The organism is Leucothrix mucor DSM 2157, from assembly GCF_000419525.1.
GTDB classification, from domain to species: Bacteria; Pseudomonadota; Gammaproteobacteria; order Thiotrichales; family Thiotrichaceae; genus Leucothrix; species Leucothrix mucor.
On record NZ_ATTE01000001.1, the window covers coordinates 4,472,332 to 4,492,805 of the forward strand.

Consider the following 20,474-nt stretch of genomic DNA (forward strand, 5'->3'; position numbering starts at 1 on the left):
TGCTAAAAATCAATTAGCAGGTTATTTTTTCTGGCTTATTTCAATAGCCCCAGCACTGTTGAGGAAGCCGCTGTGTTAGCAGTTTCGCGATATGCCTCATGGTTGGCTTCAATTAAGTCCAGTTTGTATAGGTAGTTCACCATCATGCCAGCTGATTCACGAAGCCCTTTTTCAGAGGTATCCGCCAGCCAGTTGATGCGTTCTAAGCGTGCGCCGTTATTCAAATGAAAATTAGCGACCGGGTCGAGTGCGCGTTGTCGTTGTTTTGTTTGTACCAAATATTGAGCCGTGAGCCTCATTAAAGGCTTCTTAAGGGCTTCGGCCAGTTCAGCATCCTGATGCCAATCCGCTTTGTCCAATGTCTCTTGTAAGGTAGTAAAACGTTTAAATTGACGCAGACTTTGTCGTTCTTTGGCATTCAATATATCTGTTTCAGATAAGGTCTTAAGCCATCGCAATAAGCCCGGAATCGGCGATAAAGTGGAGAATGTTTTTATATTAGGCAACTCAGCTTTAAGATCTGATACTACACGTTTTATAAGGAAATCGCCAAACCCGACGCCAGCCAGCCCGTTTTGGGCATTGGTAATGCTGTAGAAAATAGCGGTATTGGCGTCATACGGGTTCATCAGCGGGGCTGATTCATCCAGTAACTCGTGAATATTGTCGGTCAGATCTTTAACTAAGGCGACCTGCACAAAAATGACCGGCTCATCCGGCATTCTTGGGTGAAAAAAGGCAAAGCAGCGACGGTCTGGTTGCAGGCGATTTTTTAAATCACTCCAGGAGCGAATTGCATGTACCGCTTCATAGTCGATCAGCTTTTCTAAGATGGAAGCGGGAGAGGACCAGGAGATGCGTACCAAATCCAAAAAGCCCACATCAAACCATGAGCGCAGCAGATCTTTTAAGCTTTTGTCTAGCTCGCGCAAACAAGGGTCATCTTTATTGGCCAGTCGCCGCAAATCCGAACGCATATCCACCAGAAATTTAACACCACTGGGGAGTGAGTTAAATTGAGTCAACAGTTCCAAACCCGCAGGGCGTAGCGCATTGCGCATTTGCTGATGGAGTTTGGCTAAGCTCTCGCCGTCTGGTGGCGATAAAATCAGCGCCGCCAGTTCATTAACGCGCTGGTTATCAACTCCAAAGTCCTGAGCTAGTAGCGTTAAAAAGCGCAAGCGACCGATGTCATTCAGATCAAGATAAGCCTCTCCTAACTTGGCCGCACGAGCGCGGGCGGAGACGTTACCGCCTTTGCCTTCCAAGCAGTCATTCATTTGCTGGCGCAGTGGAGCGATATCCGCTTCGGGCAAATCAGGATGCAGCTTGGGCGCATCCGACTTTAGGATATTAACTTGCTCCCACGCTGAGCGAAGGTTGAATAATGTGCGGTCAAAAATGTTAGGAGATTGCTGTGTAGTCATACTGTTTAGTGTTCGATACCAATAATGCGACGTAGCTCGTCAATCACTTGTTGGCCTGCGCCAGATTCCAAGCTGTCTTCGGTGAGTGTATTCAGGCGGGTTACGCCATCCACGCTGCCACGTGCTGAGATGTATTTGAGAATTTCTAAGGTATCGACCTTGCTTAGCAGGTCTTCCTCGCTCCAGTAACTCAGCCACGCGATTAAACCGTGTGCTGCCCAGTTGGATACATCAGCAACCAATAACTCGTCACAGGTCGTCACAGAGGCGGTTATAGATAGGGCTTGTAGCGCTTCCAAGACATTACCCATGCCGATTTCATTACCGCCATCGCCAATTGCAATGGTTGGGCACTCGGCTTCGGTGATGAAGTAGTCAAAACAGGCGCAGCGCTTGCTAATGTTTTCGCCGCGCATATTGGCATAAAAGCCACCAGCTGACAGACCTGGACGCTCAATCGAAATCACCAACTCAGGTTTTAGTTTAGCCAAAGCCTCAACCGCTTCCTGCTTACCTTTGCTCAGATCACCAACGCTGATTTCATAGACTTCATAATCGTCGTTGATCACGCTGGCTAATGGGTTACCACACACAATAATTGGACGTGCGCCCAAATGCTTAAAGGTGTCGTACATGGCAATCGCACCGACCGGGCCATCGGTTTCAAAAGTGTCATCCACCGGAAAGCCTGTGCCAATCAAAATTGTGCCACGGCAGTTAAAAATCTTCTCCGCAGCCCGTTGGTAGTAGCCGGGTTTCAGGGCTTTTTGCAGATGCTTCATGCCCCGCAGGTCGCGCGCGACCATGAGGTCTTCGATTTGCTGCGAAATACGAGCGATAGTTTCTGGCGAGTCCTGGCGATTACTCATAGATGATTTCCTTGTTGATCGTGCAATGGGGTCGTGGTTTAGCTAATCGCTTGCGGCTGGGTACGCTTAAAGCGACTGTGCGCCAGATGTAGCAAATTGTGTGCGTCATCAATGCTGATGGCTTCGAAACGAATCTTGGTGCCAGCGAGACGCTGCGTTAACTTGGGTATGTCTAATGATAGCACAGAGCCTATTTTCGGATAGCCGCCGATCGTTTGTCGGTCATTGAGTAATACAATGGGCTGTCCATCAGGCGGAACCTGAATCGCACCAAAGCAAATGCCTTCGGAGAGAATGCCGTTAATGTCGGCTTTAATTTCCGGCCCAGTCAGGCGAAAGCCCATGCGGTCGCATTTGTCGCTCAGGGTGAATTCCTGATTGAAAAATCGGAATTGCTGCTCCTGATCAAAATGCTGTTGCTGATAGCCAAGCACTACGCGCAGCGTAATATCGCCGCTGTAATTAGGGCGAGCAGCGACGGGTAGCGACCAGTTTTGCGCAGCGCTTTGAGCCTTGCAGGGTAAGATATTGCCTGCTTTGAGCGCTTCACCGTTTAAACCACCCAGCTTTTCACGGGCCACGGTGGCAGTGCTGCCAAACATGGGCTCAACCTGAAAACCACCCGCCACAGCAAGGTAGCTTCGAGTCGCTTGTTGGGCAAAGCCAATATCAATTTTATCGCCGACTTTAATGGCATAACTGCGCCAGCTTTCCTGCGGTTTTTTATTGATCATGAAGGGTGAGTCGCCACCGGCGACGGCAATCTGGGTATCCACTTGGGCCACCAAGCTTAGGCCGCCAATACTGACTTCCAACGCACAGCTGCCTGCTTCGTTATTACATAAGCGGTTAGCCCAATCGAAGGAAAGTTTATCCAGCGGGCCACCGGTAGTGAGGCCGATATTGTGCTGCCCAAAGCGACCGGCATCTTGCAATAAGCTGAGAATGCCCGGCTGTACTACTTCAAAACCTTGTGCCGTCATGCCATGCCCTCCAGTTCACCACCGAGCGCCAGAAACTCATCCCGGCTAATTCCTTTAAAACGTACTTCATCGCCCACACTAACGGGCATGGTTGGGGTGGCATCCGGATCAAACATGCGCGTCGGGCACAGGCCAATCAGGTTCCAGCCGCCGGGTGACACATTCGGGTAAATCGCGGTTTGACGATCCGCAATACCGACTGCGCCACGCGGCACTTTCAAACGCGGAGTGCTTAAACGTGGTGTGGCAATGCGCTCATCCACTTGCCCTAAAAAGGCAAAGCCCGGTGCAAAGCCAATGGCATACACGCGGTAGGTGAGGCTTTGGTGCAGCGCAATCACTTCTTCAATACTCAAGCCTGAGCGCTCACTGATTAGTGCCAGCTCGGGGCCGGACTCTTCACTGTAGTAAACCGGTAGCTCGACCACGGTACTGCTGTGTTCGGCGCTATCGGCTTGCTGCTCGCTCATGTCGCCTAGCTGCTCACGAATCACTTTGCGCACGCTTAAATGATCGCACTTTAGCGGATCAAATATCAGCAACAGTGATGCGTAGGAGGTAACCTGATCAATCAGCTTATCGCCCAATGCAGCTGCCAGCTTGCGCGAGGCTAATTGCACGTTCGCGGATATTTCAGGGGCGGTCGTGTCCCCGAAATAGAGGATTAAGGAGTTCTCGCCTGCAACGTCTATTCTCATGCCAGTAACAATGCCTTGATGTCTGCGATGGCTTGTACGCCGGCATCGTTATCGCCGTGTACGCATAAAGTGTCTGCCAGTAGCGGCAAAGTGTGACCACTCACAGTGGTTACTGTGCCGTGGTCAACCAGCTGACGCACTTGATCCATCATTTTTTCACGGGTATGCACTGCGCCGGGCTTAGTGCGTGAGAGCAGTTTGCCGTCGTCATCGTAACAACGGTCAGCAAATGCTTCAAAATGCAGTTGCAGTTCAAACTGCGAGGCTTCCTGAAGGTGTTGTTTATGTTCAGGAGTCGCTTGTAGCATAAGTGCCGGACGGGAGTTGTGCTCAGCAACGGCTTCCATAATTGCTGAGCGCACAGTCTGCTTAGCCATCATGTCGTTGTACAGCGCGCCGTGTGGCTTCACATAGTCTAATGTCATGCCTAAGTTTAGCGCCATGCCTTCCAGTGCGGAGATTTGGTACTGCACATAGGAAATGATTTCTTCGCTGCTGCACAGCATCGAGCGGCGGCCAAAGCCGTTTAGGTCTGGGTAAGCCGGGTGCGCGCCAATGCTCACGCCATTTTCTTTCGCCAGCTTTAGCGTACGACGCATAATCATCGGGTCGCCAGCGTGGTAGCCGCAGGCAATATTGGCTTGGTTGATGTGCGGCATAACCGACTCATCCATGCCCATTTTCCAGGAGCCGAAGCTCTCGCCCAAGTCACAATTGAGTTTAATCGTCATAATCTTATCCTTACATCACGGCCAGTTTGCTGTTCGGAATATCCGTTACCAGCATGCAGCCGGGGCTGTGGGTAATACAGAACGGTGGTTTTGCTTGTTCCAGTGCCACTTGTGGGGTTACACCGCAAGCCCAGAACACCGGTAATTCGTTTTCGTGAATGGTGACGGGGTCGCCAAAGTCAGTCACGTTAATATCGTCGATACCAATCAGTGATGGATCGCCCAAATGCACTGGCGCACCGTGTACGGATGGGAAGCGGGTACAAATCTGGGTTGCACGAATTGCATCAGCAGCCAAGAAAGGACGCATACTCACCACCATCGTGCCACTAAAGCGACCGGCGCTTTGGCAAGGGATATTGGTGCGGTACATGGGTACATTGCGCTGTTCAGTGATATTACGCACTTCCAGGCCATCAGCCAGTAGGGCTTCTTCAAAAGAGAAGGAGCAGCCCAGCATGAAGGTCACTAAGTCATCGCGCCAATACTCTTTGATATCGGTGACTTCTTTCGTGAATTCGCCATTTTCAAACAGCTTGTAGCTTGGCAAGTCACTGCGCACATCCAAATTAGCAGCCAGTGCGGGGATTTCCCAGCTACCGGCATCGGCCATTCCTAATACCGGACATGGCTTCGGGTTTTTGGTGCAGAACTGCAAAAACTCGGCAGCCCAGTCTTTGGGGAGAATAACCATATTGCACTGAACGAATCCGGCGCAATATCCGGAGGTGTTGCCACTGTGCTCGCCACTGCGAATACGTTGGCGGAGTTGGGCTGGCGTCATTGAATTACTCATAAGATAAACACGGCATCAGTTGTCAGGAGTGCAATCGATTGTAGGGGATATTTTTTTATTTTCATATATAAGCACAAGAAATCTTACTTTAGTGTTTTACTTTCTTTGGTCAGTGCTTTAAATAGTGGGTTAAATGCACTCGGGATTTTTTCATGACAAACACGAAGCCTACCGCGATTACTGAACTCCTTCTGGCCGACGCCCAATTGGCGGTGCTTGGCGGATGCCTGCCGACCACGGCGCTAACAGCACTGGCCGCTGAGCTGGATACTGTCGGCTATGCCGCCCTGCAAGTAATGACGCCGACACTGTATCGACTGTGTCTGGATACGTTGGGTGAAAGCCCGTGGCAACGCATGGAAAGCCTAAAGCAAGCGGCCCCGAAAACGCGCTTGTTAGCCACCTTGAGTGTGACGCAGTTATTCGGTACGGAATTGGTCGATTCAACCGTGCGTGAAGCCTGTATCGATCAGTTATCCGAAGCCGGTATTGGCATCTTGCGCTGGACCGATGTGACGGTAGACCCTGAGCTAACCAAAGAAGCGGTTGCCTTCACTCAAGAGCAAGGAATGAAAGCGCAGTTATCATTGCGCTGGAATGCCAGAATGAACAACGCGGTGGCCGATGTGTGCAAACAAGCCGCAGCGGTAGAAGAGGTGACCGCTGATGCCCTAGTGATTAGTGACACCTCCGGCAATCTCTCGCCAGCGCGCTTAACACGATTGGTTGAGCAGTTAAAAGCCACTTCCCATTTGCCACTACAGTTGCACATGAGTGAAGCCACTGGTATTGCCTCAGCCAGTGCATTAGCCGCATTGGAAGCTGGTTTAGCCGGTGTTGATATGGCCTTATCTGCTTTCTCTATGGGCTACAGCTTCCCACCCACCGAAACGTTAGTTGCGACTCTGGCAGAGTCCAAACTGGATACCGGTTTGAGCCTAACGAAACTAGAAGCGATTGCCGGTAATGCTCGCGCACTGCGCCTAAAATACGCCGCAAAAGATACGGCTTCTCCGGGTTTAGATGTGCGCTTACTCAAGCATCACCTACCGGCTTATACACTGCGCGATCTGGAAGAAAGTTTAGAAAATGAGCAGGCCAGTGAGCTGTTTGAAGATGCTTTAGCGCATATTAATACTGTAAGACTAGCAGCTGGTGAGCCGGTCATGACCGAATCGGTCAGTCAGGTTTTGGTTAAGCAGACGGTGTTGAATGTGCTATGTGATTCGCCATTTCAAAGTCTGACGAGTGACTATCAGCAGTTGTTGAAAAATAATTTACGACTTTCTGAAAAAAATATTTCGGACTTGACCGAAAGAGTTGCTGAGTCCTTGATCGATGAGAATAAGACGGTTAAGTCGCTGGAAGATTACGCAACAGCGCTAACTCAGTGGAGTTCAGCCGATATTGCTACCAAAGCCGGTGACTCAAAAAGTACGTTAATGGATTATGTGTTTTATCCAAAAGAAACGCTGAAATTGCTGCAACAACAGGATGTTAGCGATGCAGTTGCGGCAAAATTAGAGAGTGCTGGCGTTGAGGCGAGTGATGCTGAGGTGTATACCGTTAGCGTCGATGGAAAAGCCTATGTGGTGAGCGTTGATTCTAATGGTCAGGTGAATGGAATTGTACCGCCCGCTCAAAATTGAGTGAAATATTAACAAAACTCATGACTGCAGATTAAATCTTACGATGGCCCTTTTCGCATTTGTTTGCGCCTAAGTAGGTAACAGGGAACGCAAAACGATACTTTTAACAAGCTTGCGTTCTCTGGTGATCTATAAAAGAGGACGTATGTCATGAGAAAAGGATTACTCTATTTACTGCCGATAATGGCTCTTACTCAGATAGGTGCATCAATGCCTGATTTACGGGCAGATCATCATCCGATTCACAAAGAAACAATTACAGAGGAAGGTCGCAAGGAAGCGCCTACCGATGCTATTGGAAAAGGACCCCGTCGGATTGCCGGCCGCAATGGCTTTGGTCATCGCGATAATCTGGAAATACCCAGAGCGGGCCGCAACGTGACGCGTATGCCGGGAGGCAGGGTGCTCATTCCTCGTAATTAAACAGCAACACTAGAACGAAAAAAGCCCCGTGAGTGATCACGGGGCTTTTTTATGTCGAATCAGCTGGCTTGTTTAGTAGCCCATGCTTTCCAGTGCGTCGTAAGTCTTAACCACTTTCATGGCTTTTTGCGCCACGGTTTCCGTTGTGTAGCCCGGCTGGTAGAGATAACTCTTCATACCAAAGCCTACGCAGCCCGCTTTGCGGTAAATCGCCATATTGGAGCTTGTGACGCCACCAACGGCATATAACTGAATATGTTCTGGCAGGATGCCACGAATCGCGGCCACACCGGTTGCACCCAACACGCTGGCTGGGAATAGGTTGATCGTCGTGGTGCCTTCTGCAATCGCATTAAAACACTCAGTGGGACTAAAGCAGCCGGGGAATGAGTGCATACCCAGGTCTAGCGTTTGCTTAATCACTTTGCGATCGAAAAACGGTGAAAAGATAAAGCGCCCACCAAGATTTGCCACTTCATAGGGCTGATCTTGCTGTAACACCATGCCGGCACCGATAATGGCGCGCTCGCCAAAATGCTCAACCATGCGTTGAATGTTCTGTAGCGGGTTATCACCATTCATGGATACTTCGAGTAAGGTGATGCCATTGTCGACCAGTGCATCGGCGACATCCAGCATTTGGTCGGCTGGGATTCCGTGCAGTATTCCTAGTATTTTTCTATGCTTCATACTCTCTCCCCGTTGGCTTCAAATCGTGTTGTTCAAACCACTGTACACCGTACAGCGTGATAAGCAAACGACCGCCATGGATTAATGGTTTAGTTGGTTTATTCATATTCGCCAGTTTGCAAGGCCTGATATCCCTCAGCGTAGTACTGCATGAGAGGCAAGGTTTGCAAGTGATTGGCTTTTAATTCTAACGGTGGTAAATCGGCTGGATGCTCCAAAGTAAATTGCCATGCACTCTCGGTGATATAGCGCGTTCCTTCCGGAATCTTCCGTTGCTTTTCAAAGGGTGTATTGGAGGCCATTACATAGCCCCAAGGGCCAAACGAGGGCACATTGCTATACACCGCACTGGCATTTTCAAACACTTTATCCAATGTGCTGGCGATACACCAGAAGGCATTGCGCTCAAGCCACGGGCTGGAGGCTTGCGTAATCATTACTCCGCCCACGCTCAAGCGACGTGCGATTTTGCGATAAAATTCAACCGTGTAAAGTCGTGCAATGTCGGCGGTATCCGGGTCTGGCAGATCGATGATGATCACATCAAACAGATCGCCATCACGTTCCAGCCAGCGCCAGGCATCGTCATTATTCACCACAACTTTGGGGTTGTGTAGCGCATCTTTATTCAAATCGCGCAGCTTGTGTAAATCACGACCAAGGTCAGTTACAGCAGCGTCTAAGTCAACCAGTTGAATCTGTTTTAAGCTGGGATAACGTAGTAATTCGCGCGCAGCTAAGCCATCACCACCACCAATAATCAAGGCGCGTTCCAGCGTGCGACTGTGGCTGGCCGGTAGGTGAATCAGCGCTTCGTGATAGCGGTATTCATCCTGACTGGAAAACTGCAGGCTACCATTTAAAAACAAGCGTAGATCATTACCACGCTCCGTCATAACCACTTTTTGGTAGGGTGACTGAGTGCTGAAAATAACCGGATCTTGATATAAAGCACGCTCTAAAATTTGCGTAAAGCTCGGCGTGAAATAGGTGCCCAATACCAATAATGCGGCGGCAACTAGTCCGCCACTGAGCCATAAGCTCGCTTGCTTTAGATGCTTGCGGAAGTGCCATAGCACAACCAGCGCCACCAGCAAATTCACCGCGCCAATAGCAAATGCGGTTAGCAGGTGACCAAGGTAGGGCAGCAAAATAAAGGGGAATAGCAGTGAGGCCGCCAGCGCGCCAACATAGTCGGTTGCCAGTACGTCGCTAAGGCCTTGGCGAATGCCGCGCCCTCGTTCGATCACACGGGTCAGTAGCGGAATTTCCATTCCTACTAAGGTGCTGATTGTGGCAATTACTACCAGCATCGCGGGGTAGTAGTACTGCGTCCAAGCGTAAGCGGCATACAACAGCACCGCGGACAAGCCGCCGACCAAACCCAGCGCGATTTCTATTTTAACAAAGGTGTCGAGCAGGTCTTCGCGCACATACTGCGCCAACCACGAGCCGACGCCCATAAAAAACAAAAATAGCCCGATGGTAATGGAGTAGTGAACCACTCCGGAGCCTAACAAGTAAGTCGACAGGCTGCTGATTAATAGCTCATAAATGAGGCTGCAGCCTGCAATGATAAAAATCGACACCAAGAGTAGGCGTTGATCATCCTGAGTGGGCGTGGCTTCCGTGTGTGCTTCAGCCAGCTCAGGGGGTGTGGAATTAGCCAATGACTGCGCTCGCGATAATGATACAAACACCTAAAATCATGCTGCCAGCCAAAATCGCCAGTGCGCGGTTGCCTTTATGTGCGACTTCATCCGCTAGGTTGCCAGGGGTCAGCCAATCGACCACTTTAAAGCCGATAGTAGCCATCAAAATACCAATTAATGAGTAGATGACGGTGGCGACAATGCCCGCGCCTAAGCCTGCGGCAGAGACATCAACGGCCATTGCCGGAGTAGATAGCAGAATCAGAACAGGTGCCAGAATGCGTGAATTCATGGTGTTTCTCCAAGTGCAAATAGGGTTATTGAGCGTTGTTTGAATAGGTTAAATAAACTTACTTTCCGGCAGACGGGCCGCCACCGGACCAGCTGCGCGAGCCGACGTAGAGTATACGCCCGCTGGAATCGCGTTGCTTAGTGACTTTTGCCTCGCCCATGCCTTGCCATGAGGCCCACAAGGGGAGGACGACTAAGGCCGAGCAGAGGACGAGCACTAAGATTAAAGCTAATTTACTCATGCGTAGGTCACTCCGGTTTCGCGGCGAATCACTTTATGGCGTCTGCGTAGCATAAAGAGCCCTAATAGTATGGCGGCTAAACCTCCAAGAACGACTGGCGTGAGTGACGAGGCATTGCGAACGATTTTGCCGTTAAGGCTAATGGTATTCCAGCTGGTGAAGGTTTCCGGTACCAGCGAGAGCTGATAATTATTGCCGGCAGGGATCATGATTTTGGGTGAATTGCCGCTTTGGTCTTCAGTCCAGTTGCCATCGCTATCGCGACCGCTCTCCCGCCACATGGATAGGGGGACTTCTGCGACCACGGCTTTGTCAGTATCACGAATCACGATATTGCCATCAAAGTTGCCATCTCGCCGCTCAATCTGTGAGTTCACATTAAACTGCATCAGGCTATCATTATCGAGCGTCAGGCTGCCCAGTGGAATCGGTTTATTTAGCATGGCTTGGGTAATTTGAGTGGGCGGAATGGTCATGACCGTTTTCTCAAAAAACTGCAACAAGCCATAACTCAGTGCCAGAATTAAGGCGCTAGCAAATGCCGCTTTGGTCGCCAGTTTAGCGCGCTTGATACGGGCCATAATATCCGCTTTGTCAAAGCCTTCCAGCAGTTCCATCGGATCAATCGGTTCTGATTTAAAGGCTTCGATTTCGCGTTTATTGCCTTGCTCATCCAGCAAGATTTCCATGCTCCAATTATCGCGCTCGTAGCTGGTGACTTGTTCGTCTTCCAGCGGATAATAGGATAGCTCGCCGACCGTATTGGTGAGAGACCAATGACCGACTTCATAACTGGTGTCGCCCTCCGGAATGCCGCTGGTAATGGTGACTTTACGCGACCAGCTGTAGCCGCTTTTATCCTGCACAATCCAGGCAATTTCGCGCGCTTCGTTCAGTACCCACCAAGTGATGTAGCTCCAGGGCGTTCGCTCCCAAGCGTGCTCCTCGTCGTCCCACTCCTCGACCATGCCAGAGTAAGTCTGACAGCCGATCACCTGCCATACATCGCCATTTAATTTAAACTGTTCGTGCAGCTTAAATAGAGGATTGCGCGGGGCTTCAGCTTTGTAAGCCGGTGGTTGTTGGTTGTCGCCGGTACGGGTTCCGCAGGATTCGCAGACCATCATGATCGAATTCGGGTTGTACTGGCGCATGGGAAAGCCGCAGTTTTTGCAGTTAATTACGCGAATCGGTTCAAATTCTGTCATGAGGTCTCCCAGCGAACGGAGCGGATATCAAAGACTTCCGCTTGTGAGACTGAGGCGCTATCGCCTTCTATTTCCAGCGAATATTCCTCGCCATCGGCAACGCCATCCATATAGGTGACTTTCGCGGCAACATCGAACTCGACGGGTAGCAGGCCTTCGCGCCCGACAATATCGGCTTGGAATTTTTCAGTGATAAACAGAGAAGGGCCGTTTGGCAGTGGCAGCATTTGGCCAACGCCGACATTGTTACCGCCACCGGGTAGCGTAATTTCATCGCCCAGACCATGACGGTAATACACGCCATCATCTTCCTCGACCCAGAAACCGTCGCCATGGCTGCTTTCTACCCACCACTCATCCCAGCTGCCTAAGCCATATTGAAAGCGTAAGCGACCTTGCACGGTATAGTGCGTGCCATCCGGTGCTGAGCCTTGCAGTCCAACGCGTAAATAGGTTGGTGCGTCTAGTGGTGATTTTTGCCCATCTTCAGCTTGCCAGAGTTGGTTGCTGAGTCGTAGCCATGAGCCACAAAACGGGCAATCGATGCTTCGGATAAGTGGAGATACTCCCGCTATGGCGCCGCCACAGTTAGGGCAGTTCAGAGTTGCCATGGTCTGATCCTGTCATTTTTATATACACACATCATAGCGCAGCTACCGAACAGATGCGATTCGGATTTACAGTTTACTGTCCTAAGCTGGGGTAGGCTTCTCGCGTGACTCCAGGTTAGGCAAAGCCAGATTTAGAGCGGTGAGTGCCGCGCCATTTAAAGAGGCTTCGCTACCCATGACCGGTGTGGAAATCACAGGCTGACGACGGGCGCTTTGCAGTAAAATTTCCAGCCTTGGGCGCAGCCGTTGAAATAGCTTATCGGAGCGGAAGTCGATTAATACTTCATCCAAATCCAGCACGCTATTGAGCAGATTGATGGCATCGCAAATATGTTCGCAATATAAATCAACCACTTCCAGCACTTGTGGATTACGTTGGTCGATATAGTCAGCCAGAATATCCAGTGCCTGACGGGGATGGCCGAGGCTTTCTAGTAGATCGGCCAAGCTGCCATCAGTACTCAGTAAGTGCTCGAATGAAGTGCTACTGGGGGCACGCCTATTAATATGTAGCTGCCCGATTTCACCCGCCCAACCGCCACTACCACTGAGGATTTTTCCTTGTAGCGCAAAGCCAGAACCCACACCGGAGTAAAGATAGAGATAGGCAAAGGAGAGCTCGCGCAGACGAGGCTGCTGATACAGCTCTGAAGTCGCAGCCAGATTGACGTCATTCTGAAAGCTCACCGGATAGCGGGTGAGTTTACGCACGGCTTCAATAAACTCCGCGCCTTCGATGCAAGGCAGCTTAGGTGCCATCGGAATGGTGTCATTTTCTACCACGCCCGGAATGGCAATGGTTAGGCCAACAATGCGATCAGCATCTGGCGTGACTTTCTCCAAACGTTTAATGGCCGTTTTAACGCTTTTAATTAGCGCGTCTAAATCTTGATGTGGGGTGACTTGTAGATCGGGCAGTGCCGTGGAGTGACCGGTGTAATCGGCCCAAGCCATGCCTAATTCGGTAGAGTCTTTAGTTGGGCGTAGCACAATGCCTAGCGAGTAGGCTGCTGTTGGATTGAGTGAAAGTAAAGAGATCGGGCGACCTTGGCGGCCATCGCGAGTGGTGGCTTCAGACTCTTGCAATAAGCCATCTTCAAGTAAGTCATTGACCAGTGATGACACGGCAGCGCCGGATAAGGAAAGCGCAGGCCCGAGTGCAGAGCGTGAGTTCGGCCCTTCGTGACGGATATAAGCTAATGCCGCTCGCCGGTTTAGGTTGCGAATTCTCGTTGGTCCGCTGGACGGTGGTCGTTTGCTCATTGCTTCCTCGCTCCATGGTAGCGCCTCAATATAACCCAGTTATTCAAAAAGTTGTCAAAATCTGAGTTGAATTTATTTAGTTTACAAAGTTAATTATTATATTTACTTCGCAAAGTTAATAATATAGAGTTTACAAAATCTGCAGCACTTTAAGCGTTGTCGGATCATTTTTTGACTGGAGGAGATTAAGATGAAATTTTCAAAATTAGGTTTAAGCATTGGCTTAGCATTAGGTGTTTCAATGGCCGCACAAGCAGCCGACGTTGAAGTACTGCACTACTGGACATCCGGTGGCGAAGCAAAATCAGTTGCCGAACTTAAAACCATGATGGAAGCCAAAGGCCACACATGGAAAGACTTCGCAGTTGCTGGTGGCGGTGGAGAAAGCGCCATGACCGTACTGAAGTCTCGCGTAGTATCCGGAAACCCTCCGGCCGCTGCTCAAATCAAAGGTCCTAGTATTCAGGAATGGGGTGATGAAGGCGTTTTAGCCGATCTAAACCCTGTTGCTACCGCAGAAGAGTGGGACAAATTACTACCAACCGTTGTTTCCGATGTCATGAAATATGACGGTAAATACGTTGCCGTTCCGGTCAACGTTCACCGCGTAAACTGGATGTGGGCAAACCCTGAAGTATTCGAAAAAGCAGGCGCAACCGTTCCTAAGACATGGGATGAGTTCTTCGTTGCTGCCGATAAAATCAAAGCCGCTGGCATGACAGCTGTAGCTCATGGCGGACAGCCTTGGCAGGATGCAACCACTTTTGAATCAGTAGTACTCGGTGTTGCTGGTGCAGATTTTTATCGCGATGCATTTGTAAAGCTAAACCCTGAAGCGCTTAACAGCAAAACCATGGTTGATGCGCTGAACACCTTCCGCAAAATCAAAAGCTACACCGATGAAGGTGCTCCTGGTCGTGATTGGAACTTGGCAACGGCCATGGTGATCAAAGGCGAAGCAGGCATGCAGTTCATGGGTGACTGGGCGAAAGGCGAATTCACAGCGGCTGGCAAAGTACCGGGCAAAGATTACATCTGCGCAGCGGCACCTGGCACGGCGGATGACTTCACCTTTAACATCGACAGCTTCGTGATGTTCGATCTGGATAACAAGGACTTACAGAAGGGCCAAAATGATCTGGCTAGCACCGTGTTAAGCCCTGAGTTCCAAGAGATCTTCAACTTGAACAAAGGCTCGATTCCAGCCCGTTTAAATCTGCCAATGGATAAGTTTGATGACTGCGCAAAGCTGTCATCTGCTGACTTCGTTCGCACGGCGGATTCCAATACTTTAGTGCCTAGTATGGCGCATGGTATGTCTACGTTCTCAGCGCAGCAAGGCGCTATCTACGACACCGTTACTGAGTTCTACAACAACGACGACGTAACGGCTGAAGCTGCTGCAGAAAAGATGGCTAAAGCGGTCGCTGCTGCCACAGAGTAATCGGCTACACCTCGTGTTACCGGGGCTCGGCTATTGCTAGCTGAGCCCCGGCTCTCTTTAGACTCCGCCTTTCAGGAGGGTTCGTTTATCATGAGCGCATCCAGTACTCCCCGTGCCTCAATGGGGACATTTTTACCAAAATTAGTAGTGGCACCGACCTTTGTCGCCGCACTGATTTTTATCTACGGCTTTGTGCTGTGGAATGCCTGGCTCTCTTTCAGTTCCTCGCGCATGTTGCCGAAGTATGACTGGGCCGGTTTTACTCAATACGAAAAACTCTTTGCCAATGATCGCTGGTGGGTTGCCGCTGAAAATCTATTGATCTTCGGTGTGTTATTCATCGTAATTTGCTTGGTACTCGGTTTGTTTCTGGCCATTTTTCTGGACCAAAAAATCCGCGCAGAAGGGGCTATTCGTACCATTTACCTCTACCCCATGGCGCTGTCATTTATCGTCACCGGTACTGCTTGGAAATGGATTCTGAATCCGGATTTGGGTATTCAGCGCATGGTGCGGGAGATGGGCTTTGAGAACTTCTCCTTCGACTGGCTAGTGAATACCGATATGGCGATTTACACCGTGGTCATCGCTGGTGTTTGGCAGTCTTCGGGCTTTGTGATGGCTTTGTGCTTAGCCGGTCTGCGTGGCGTTGATGAAAACATCATTAAAGCGGCTCGGGTGGATGGCGCAAGCATGCCACTGATTTATCGCAAGATTATTATTCCGGGATTGCGCCCTGTGTTTTTCAGCGCATTGATTGTACTGACGCACATTGCCATCAAGAGCTTCGACTTAATCGTTGCGCTAACAGGCGGTGGGCCAGGTTATGCCACCGACGTACCAGCCACCTTTATGTACACCTATGCCTTTACTCGTGGGCAGATTGGTCTGGGTTCGGCGGCTTCGATGATGATGTTAATGGCTGTGGTCGCGATCATCGTCCCTTATCTGTACTCGGAATTACGGGAGCGCAATAATGAGCATTAATCGGTTTTTGATTTATGGCCTGCTGGGCTTTGCGGCGCTGTTTTATCTGTTGCCACTGGCAGTCATGCTGATTACGTCCTTAAAAGATCTGGATGAAATTCGTAACGGCACACTGCTATCGCTGCCACAGTCGCTGAACTTTGAAGCTTGGGGTAAGGCTTGGGGATCGGCTTGTACTGGCGTGAGTTGTGATGGCTTAAAAGGCTACTTCTGGAACTCCGTTTTGATCGTGGTGCCAGCCGTTGCAGTCTCTACCATCTTAGGTGCGCTGAATGGTTATGTGCTGACTAAGTGGAAGTTTCGCGGCAGCAACCTGTTCTTCGGTATGTTGCTGATCGGCACCATGATTCCTTTTCAGGTGATCTTGCTGCCAATGGCGCGCACTTTAGGCTTTCTGGGATTGGCAGGTTCAACCTCCGGTTTGATTCTGGTGCACATTGTTTACGGTCTGGCATTTACCACGCTGTTCTTCCGCAACTATTACATCAGCATTCCAAGTGAACTGGTGAATGCGGCGCGGATTGATGGTGCAGGCTTCTGGTTGATTTTCTTCCGGATCATTCTGCCGGTGTCCATCCCGATTTTGGTGGTGTCAATCATCTGGCAGTTTACTCAGATCTGGAATGACTTCCTGTTTGGTGTGGTGTACTCCGCCGGTGGTGATCAGCCGATTACCGTGGCGCTAAACAACTTGGTTAACACCAGCACCGGCATCAAAGAATATAACGTCGATATGGCGGCTGCGATTATCGCGGCACTCCCCACACTATTTGTGTATGTCGTCGCCGGTAAATATTTTGTGCGCGGTCTTACTGCGGGCGCAGTCAAAGGTTAAGGAACTATCATGCAAGCTTTAAAAATACAGAACGTTGAGAAAACCTTTGGCAGCATCAAAGTGCTAAAGGGCATTAATCTTGAAATCGAGCCAGGTCAGTTTTTGATTCTGGTGGGGCCATCGGGCTGCGGTAAGTCGACGCTGCTGAATATGATTGCCGGTCTGGAATCAGTCAGTAATGGCACGATTACCATCGGTGATCGGGATGTGACGCATCTTGACCCTAAAGATCGGGATATCGCGATGGTGTTCCAATCCTACGCGCTGTACCCGAATATGACGGTACGCCAGAATATTTCGTTCGGTCTGGAAATCCAGAAAATGCCGAAGCCAGAGCGTGATGAGATTGTCGATAAAGTCTCTAAAATGCTGCAAATCGAACCGTTGTTGGAGCGTAAGCCTAAGCAGTTATCGGGTGGACAGCGCCAGCGTGTGGCCATGGGACGTGCTTTGGCGCGTGATCCTTCAATCTACTTATTTGATGAGCCGCTATCTAACCTCGATGCTAAGCTGCGTGTTGAAATGCGTAGTGAGATCAAAGAGTTGCACCAGCGGATGGGCACGACCATTGTGTATGTAACCCACGATCAGATTGAAGCGATGACGTTGGGCGATGTGATTGCGGTCATGAAAGACGGTGAAATCCAGCAATTTGGTACACCACAGGATATTTACGATAATCCATCCAGCCAGTTTATTGCAGGCTTTATGGGTAGCCCTTCCATGAACTTTGTTCCTTGTCAGTTGGAGCAGGGTGCTCAGGGCTTAATGCTGACACTGGAAAGCGGCGGCGTGGCGCATCAATTACCGGTGGATAAGTCGCTGGCAAAATTAGCGGATTGGACCGGTAAAAAGGTCGTGTTGGGTATTCGCCCGGAGCAGGTCACGCAAGTGAGTGAAGACAAGCCAGACACCATGACCATCCCTTGTGCAGTTGAGATTGTTGAGCCAACCGGGCCGGATACTTTGGTTACGATTCGCTTAAATGGTGTGAAAACGGTTTGCCGTGTACATCCGACTGCCAGAAGTGTGGCGGGTGAGATGATGCCTCTGCAGTTTGATATGTCCAAAGCGGTGTTTTTCGACCCTGAGACTGAGCTGCGTATCTACTGAGCAACCGAGGCATTTACTGATGAACAAACGAGTCACAATGGAGCCTCTTGCTGGTTTTGGCCCTCAGCGTTTGATTGCTGATATTGGCGGAACGAATGCGCGCTTTGCCTTGTTGTCTGTTGATGGCACGATTACTCAGCATGCCACGCTGGCTTGTGCGGATTACCCTGATATTGTATCTGCGGTGGGCGCGTATTTATTGCAAGCGGGTCGTCCGGTGATTGATGAGGGAGCCTTTGCAATTGCCAACCCGATTACCGGCGACCGTGTGCAGATGACTAATCATCATTGGGCATTTTCGATTGAGGAAAGCCGTCGGGCATTGGGTTTGAAGCGGCTGATTTTCAAGAATGACTTCACCGCCTTGGCGATGTCGATTCCTGCTTTACCGAGTGAAGAGCTAAAGCAAGTCGGCGGCACACTGGGTGATAAAGGCAATGCGCTAGCAGTGATCGGCCCTGGTACTGGTTTGGGTGTGTCAGGCTTGGTGCGTTCGGGTCACCATTGGATACCATTGGAAGGTGAGGGTGGCCACGTTACGGTGAGCCCTGCTAACGGCCGTGAATGTGCCATTCTACAGCGCTGCTGGACGTGGTATGACCATGTTTCAGCAGAGCGTTTGGTCTCGGGTATGGGCTTACAAAACCTGTACCGTGCTATCTGTAGTCTGGAAGGTTTTGCGGCTGAGGCGTTATCACCTGCTGAGATTTCTGAACGGGCATTGGCTGCTAACGACCCGTATTGCGAGGAAGCGTTAGCCATATTCTGTGCCTTGCTAGGCTCTGTTTCGGGTAATTTGGTGCTTACGCTGGGAGCTTTTGGTGGCGTGTATATTGGCGGTGGCATTGTGCCGAAGCTGGGTGACTACTTTGCCGCATCGGCCTTCCGCAAGCGCTTTGAAGCTAAAGGGCGTTTCCGTGCGCATTTAAGCGAAGTGCCCGCCTTTGTGATTCATGCTGAAAAGCCAGCCTTGCTTGGAATTGCCCAAGCCTTTGAGCTGACTGCTTGACTTTGAGTAGTATTAGCGCCAGTTTACGCAGAAATTGGTAAGCGTGGGCTAGTACATTGAATCATAACAACTCTGAAAAAGGCGCATTGCGCCGTCATGCGGATGGTCGGCAATACGCGGGAACGCATTTATTTATCGACCTATGGGGTGCGCGCAATACCGACAACAAAGAGGCTATTCGGGCGGCTATTTTACAAGCGGTGAAAGATAGCGGCTCAACGCTGCTGAAGCTGGAGTTATCCGATTTTGGTGAGCATGCCGGAATCACTGCCTTTGCAATTCTGGCCGAGTCGCATATTTGTGTGAATACGTGGTTTGAAGAGCGCATGGTGGCGATTGATGTCTTCTTTTGTGCAGGCTTAGATCCTTACTTGTGCTTGCCAGCGTTGCAGGAAGTGTTTCAACCAGAGCGCACGCAGGTAAGCGAGCATAAGCGACTGTTAGCATTGCCGCTTACGCATGAAGAGAGCTTGCTTTAGTCAGGGGCTTTGGCGGTTGAGTCTCGCACCTTTAGCCAGGGTTTGATTGGCTCGGGGGGCTCAAGTGGGGCTTTTTGGATTAAAGCGATCAAGGTATTGGCTGCAAGCTGCCCCAAGGCCCGGCGCGGTTGGTGGACGGTAGTGAGCGCTGGAATGTAATACTCGGCAACATTTAAATCATCGTAGCCGACCACAGAAACATCTTGAGGTACGCGAATGTTCAAATGGTTGAGTGTGGAAATAAAGCCGAATGCGATCTCATCACCTGCGCAGAAAATGGCCGTAGGGCGCTCTGTTTCTGGTAGGGCAAACCATGCCATCGCTGCTTTTTTTCCGGAGGCTAGGGTAAATGGCCCTTCTGCAAACCAGGCTTGATCGGGGGCGCAGTTCAGAAGACTTAGCGCTTGACGAAAACTGTCATAGCGGAGTTTTCCGGGCACATGAAACAAGGGGCCGGCAACGTGGCCGAAGCGCCGATGACCAAGCTCGAACAAATGGTTGACGGCAAGGCTCACACCATAAGCGTCGTCGATGCGAACGACAGGGTAGTCATCGTCCGGATTCCACTCTCCGGCAAACACCACCGGCGGGCCACCGGGCCCCAAGTTCAGCGCTTTGAGTGACATCAGGCCGTCCATAATGATCACGCCATCTACCTTATTTTGGCTGAAATAACTGCGTGCTCTGAGTGGCGACATAGAGGCTTTTTGGGTATCTGCAATCAGTACGCTGATATTTTTTTCGGCGCAGATTTTTTCGATACCTTCAACCACATTGGAGAATACGGAGTTGCCGATGTTGGGGACTAAAATCACAATCGTGTCGGTTTGTTGACGGCGTAGATTGCTGGCGGCTTGATTTAGGGTGTAGCCCGTTTTTTCTACCGCTTTCATCACCAGATTTCTGGTTTTGGCGGAGACCTTTTCGGGTTGTGACAGTGCGCGGCTAACGGTTGCAGGAGAGACGTTGGCGAGTGCAGCAATATCCTGCACGGTGACTGCTTTATTTCTGGATTTTTTCATTAAGGCCATGTTGCCGTATTTTTCAGGGCTGTACTGTAACAAACATATTGAC

22 protein-coding genes are annotated in these 20,474 nt (G+C 50.4%); 8 read left to right on the forward strand and 14 right to left on the reverse strand.

Annotated elements, in window-relative coordinates:
• Positions 1-35 precede the first annotated feature (35 nt).
• From LEUMU_RS27095 to LEUMU_RS0120415, 6 genes are read right to left on the reverse strand one after another with little or no spacing between them, the layout of a single operon-like run.
• Positions 36-1,427: a malonyl-CoA decarboxylase gene (locus tag LEUMU_RS27095; protein WP_022954157.1), complete on the reverse strand. Its 1,392-nt coding sequence runs from the start codon at positions 1,425-1,427 to the stop codon at positions 36-38.
• A gap of 5 nt (positions 1,428-1,432) precedes the next feature.
• Positions 1,433-2,296 (reverse strand): glutamate cyclase domain-containing protein, encoded by an 864-nt coding sequence (locus LEUMU_RS0120395; protein WP_022954158.1) that lies wholly within the window; start codon positions 2,294-2,296, stop codon positions 1,433-1,435.
• A 38-nt stretch (positions 2,297-2,334) separates the two neighbouring features.
• Entirely contained in the window at positions 2,335-3,279 is a 945-nt protein-coding gene (locus LEUMU_RS0120400) for a 5-oxoprolinase subunit C family protein (protein ID WP_022954159.1), read from the reverse strand.
• Entirely contained in the window at positions 3,276-3,977 is a 702-nt protein-coding gene (gene pxpB, locus LEUMU_RS0120405; protein ID WP_022954160.1) for a 5-oxoprolinase subunit PxpB, read from the reverse strand. Before pxpB ends, LEUMU_RS0120400 begins: the two co-directional genes overlap by 4 nt.
• The gene (locus LEUMU_RS0120410; RefSeq protein WP_022954161.1) at positions 3,974-4,708 is read right to left on the reverse strand and encodes a 5-oxoprolinase subunit PxpA; all 735 of its coding nucleotides are present in this window, start codon (positions 4,706-4,708) and stop codon (positions 3,974-3,976) included. The genes pxpB and LEUMU_RS0120410 overlap by 4 nt, the downstream gene beginning before the upstream one ends.
• Positions 4,709-4,718: 10 nt before the next feature.
• Complete coding sequence (locus tag LEUMU_RS0120415; protein WP_026744985.1) at positions 4,719-5,504, reverse strand: putative hydro-lyase; 786 nt, start codon at positions 5,502-5,504, stop codon at positions 4,719-4,721.
• A gap of 152 nt (positions 5,505-5,656) precedes the next feature.
• Here LEUMU_RS0120415 and LEUMU_RS0120420 point away from each other — a divergent pair, with 152 nt between their 5' ends.
• Together LEUMU_RS0120420 and LEUMU_RS0120425 are read left to right on the forward strand one after the other, a co-directional pair.
• Positions 5,657-7,153 carry an acetyl-CoA carboxylase biotin carboxylase subunit family protein gene (locus LEUMU_RS0120420; RefSeq protein WP_022954163.1) on the forward strand — a complete coding sequence of 499 codons (1,497 nt, stop codon included), beginning with the start codon at positions 5,657-5,659 and terminating at the stop codon, positions 7,151-7,153.
• 210 nt (positions 7,154-7,363) lie between these two features.
• A complete protein-coding gene (locus LEUMU_RS0120425; protein ID WP_022954164.1) occupies positions 7,364-7,576 on the forward strand; it encodes a hypothetical protein in 213 nt (70 codons plus the stop codon).
• A gap of 72 nt (positions 7,577-7,648) precedes the next feature.
• On the opposite strand, the gene LEUMU_RS0120430 is transcribed toward LEUMU_RS0120425, so the two are convergent.
• The 7 genes from LEUMU_RS0120430 to LEUMU_RS0120460 form a co-directional block, all read right to left on the reverse strand.
• Positions 7,649-8,266, reverse strand: a complete 618-nt coding sequence (locus LEUMU_RS0120430) for a 2-dehydro-3-deoxy-6-phosphogalactonate aldolase (RefSeq protein WP_022954165.1) — start codon at positions 8,264-8,266, stop codon at positions 7,649-7,651.
• Between the two features lie 98 nt (positions 8,267-8,364).
• Positions 8,365-9,966, reverse strand: a complete 1,602-nt coding sequence (locus LEUMU_RS27100) for a polyamine aminopropyltransferase (RefSeq protein ID WP_084708150.1) — start codon at positions 9,964-9,966, stop codon at positions 8,365-8,367.
• Positions 9,929-10,210 carry a DUF350 domain-containing protein gene (locus LEUMU_RS0120440; RefSeq protein WP_022954167.1) on the reverse strand — a complete coding sequence of 94 codons (282 nt, stop codon included), beginning with the start codon at positions 10,208-10,210 and terminating at the stop codon, positions 9,929-9,931. The genes LEUMU_RS27100 and LEUMU_RS0120440 overlap by 38 nt, the downstream gene beginning before the upstream one ends.
• Before the next feature lie 58 nt (positions 10,211-10,268).
• A complete protein-coding gene (locus LEUMU_RS0120445) occupies positions 10,269-10,451 on the reverse strand; it encodes a hypothetical protein (protein WP_022954168.1) in 183 nt (60 codons plus the stop codon).
• Entirely contained in the window at positions 10,448-11,659 is a 1,212-nt protein-coding gene (locus LEUMU_RS0120450; RefSeq protein ID WP_022954169.1) for a hypothetical protein, read from the reverse strand. Before LEUMU_RS0120450 ends, LEUMU_RS0120445 begins: the two co-directional genes overlap by 4 nt.
• A complete protein-coding gene (locus tag LEUMU_RS0120455; RefSeq protein WP_022954170.1) occupies positions 11,656-12,270 on the reverse strand; it encodes a hypothetical protein in 615 nt (204 codons plus the stop codon). The genes LEUMU_RS0120450 and LEUMU_RS0120455 overlap by 4 nt, the downstream gene beginning before the upstream one ends.
• Before the next feature lie 81 nt (positions 12,271-12,351).
• A complete protein-coding gene (locus LEUMU_RS0120460; protein ID WP_022954171.1) occupies positions 12,352-13,533 on the reverse strand; it encodes an ROK family transcriptional regulator in 1,182 nt (393 codons plus the stop codon).
• A gap of 190 nt (positions 13,534-13,723) precedes the next feature.
• Between LEUMU_RS0120460 and LEUMU_RS0120465 the strand changes: the two genes are divergently transcribed.
• The 6 genes from LEUMU_RS0120465 to speD all read left to right on the forward strand — a co-directional run bounded on the left by LEUMU_RS0120465 (position 13,724) and on the right by speD (position 19,400).
• Positions 13,724-14,977 carry an ABC transporter substrate-binding protein gene (locus LEUMU_RS0120465; RefSeq protein WP_022954172.1) on the forward strand — a complete coding sequence of 418 codons (1,254 nt, stop codon included), beginning with the start codon at positions 13,724-13,726 and terminating at the stop codon, positions 14,975-14,977.
• Between the two features lie 90 nt (positions 14,978-15,067).
• Positions 15,068-15,964, forward strand: a complete 897-nt coding sequence (locus LEUMU_RS0120470; RefSeq protein WP_022954173.1) for a carbohydrate ABC transporter permease — start codon at positions 15,068-15,070, stop codon at positions 15,962-15,964.
• A complete protein-coding gene (locus LEUMU_RS0120475) occupies positions 15,954-16,799 on the forward strand; it encodes a carbohydrate ABC transporter permease (RefSeq protein WP_022954174.1) in 846 nt (281 codons plus the stop codon). The genes LEUMU_RS0120470 and LEUMU_RS0120475 overlap by 11 nt, the downstream gene beginning before the upstream one ends.
• A gap of 9 nt (positions 16,800-16,808) precedes the next feature.
• Positions 16,809-17,912: an ABC transporter ATP-binding protein gene (locus tag LEUMU_RS0120480; RefSeq protein ID WP_022954175.1), complete on the forward strand. Its 1,104-nt coding sequence runs from the start codon at positions 16,809-16,811 to the stop codon at positions 17,910-17,912.
• A 19-nt stretch (positions 17,913-17,931) separates the two neighbouring features.
• Positions 17,932-18,921: a glucokinase gene (locus LEUMU_RS0120485; RefSeq protein ID WP_211223047.1), complete on the forward strand. Its 990-nt coding sequence runs from the start codon at positions 17,932-17,934 to the stop codon at positions 18,919-18,921.
• A gap of 56 nt (positions 18,922-18,977) precedes the next feature.
• A complete protein-coding gene (gene speD / locus LEUMU_RS28355) occupies positions 18,978-19,400 on the forward strand; it encodes an adenosylmethionine decarboxylase (RefSeq protein WP_022954177.1) in 423 nt (140 codons plus the stop codon).
• Here speD and LEUMU_RS0120495 read toward each other — a convergent pair.
• Positions 19,397-20,422, reverse strand: coding sequence for a LacI family DNA-binding transcriptional regulator (locus tag LEUMU_RS0120495; protein ID WP_040504630.1), 1,026 nt, complete (start codon positions 20,420-20,422; stop codon positions 19,397-19,399). The two genes, speD and LEUMU_RS0120495, sit on opposite strands and share 4 nt — an antisense overlap.
• Positions 20,423-20,474 lie beyond the last annotated feature (52 nt).

Excerpts from the sequence above, each read along its gene's own strand:
- LEUMU_RS27095 (WP_022954157.1), bottom strand. The coding sequence starts at position 1,427 with ATGACTACACAGCAATCTCCTAACATTTTTGACCGCACATTATTCAAC.
- LEUMU_RS0120395 (WP_022954158.1), bottom strand. The coding sequence starts at position 2,296 with ATGAGTAATCGCCAGGACTCGCCAGAAACTATCGCTCGTATTTCGCAG.
- LEUMU_RS0120400 (WP_022954159.1), bottom strand. The coding sequence starts at position 3,279 with ATGACGGCACAAGGTTTTGAAGTAGTACAGCCGGGCATTCTCAGCTTA.
- pxpB (WP_022954160.1), bottom strand. The coding sequence starts at position 3,977 with ATGAGAATAGACGTTGCAGGCGAGAACTCCTTAATCCTCTATTTCGGG.
- LEUMU_RS0120410 (WP_022954161.1), bottom strand. The coding sequence starts at position 4,708 with ATGACGATTAAACTCAATTGTGACTTGGGCGAGAGCTTCGGCTCCTGG.
- LEUMU_RS0120415 (WP_026744985.1), bottom strand. The coding sequence starts at position 5,504 with ATGAGTAATTCAATGACGCCAGCCCAACTCCGCCAACGTATTCGCAGT.
- LEUMU_RS0120420 (WP_022954163.1), top strand. The coding sequence starts at position 5,657 with ATGACAAACACGAAGCCTACCGCGATTACTGAACTCCTTCTGGCCGAC.
- LEUMU_RS0120425 (WP_022954164.1), top strand. The coding sequence starts at position 7,364 with ATGCCTGATTTACGGGCAGATCATCATCCGATTCACAAAGAAACAATT.
- LEUMU_RS0120430 (WP_022954165.1), bottom strand. The coding sequence starts at position 8,266 with ATGAAGCATAGAAAAATACTAGGAATACTGCACGGAATCCCAGCCGAC.
- LEUMU_RS0120440 (WP_022954167.1), bottom strand. The coding sequence starts at position 10,210 with ATGAATTCACGCATTCTGGCACCTGTTCTGATTCTGCTATCTACTCCG.
- LEUMU_RS0120445 (WP_022954168.1), bottom strand. The coding sequence starts at position 10,451 with ATGAGTAAATTAGCTTTAATCTTAGTGCTCGTCCTCTGCTCGGCCTTA.
- LEUMU_RS0120450 (WP_022954169.1), bottom strand. The coding sequence starts at position 11,659 with ATGACAGAATTTGAACCGATTCGCGTAATTAACTGCAAAAACTGCGGC.
- LEUMU_RS0120455 (WP_022954170.1), bottom strand. The coding sequence starts at position 12,270 with ATGGCAACTCTGAACTGCCCTAACTGTGGCGGCGCCATAGCGGGAGTA.
- LEUMU_RS0120460 (WP_022954171.1), bottom strand. The coding sequence starts at position 13,533 with ATGAGCAAACGACCACCGTCCAGCGGACCAACGAGAATTCGCAACCTA.
- LEUMU_RS0120465 (WP_022954172.1), top strand. The coding sequence starts at position 13,724 with ATGAAATTTTCAAAATTAGGTTTAAGCATTGGCTTAGCATTAGGTGTT.
- LEUMU_RS0120470 (WP_022954173.1), top strand. The coding sequence starts at position 15,068 with ATGAGCGCATCCAGTACTCCCCGTGCCTCAATGGGGACATTTTTACCA.
- LEUMU_RS0120475 (WP_022954174.1), top strand. The coding sequence starts at position 15,954 with ATGAGCATTAATCGGTTTTTGATTTATGGCCTGCTGGGCTTTGCGGCG.
- LEUMU_RS0120480 (WP_022954175.1), top strand. The coding sequence starts at position 16,809 with ATGCAAGCTTTAAAAATACAGAACGTTGAGAAAACCTTTGGCAGCATC.
- LEUMU_RS0120485 (WP_211223047.1), top strand. The coding sequence starts at position 17,932 with ATGAACAAACGAGTCACAATGGAGCCTCTTGCTGGTTTTGGCCCTCAG.
- LEUMU_RS0120495 (WP_040504630.1), bottom strand. The coding sequence starts at position 20,422 with ATGAAAAAATCCAGAAATAAAGCAGTCACCGTGCAGGATATTGCTGCA.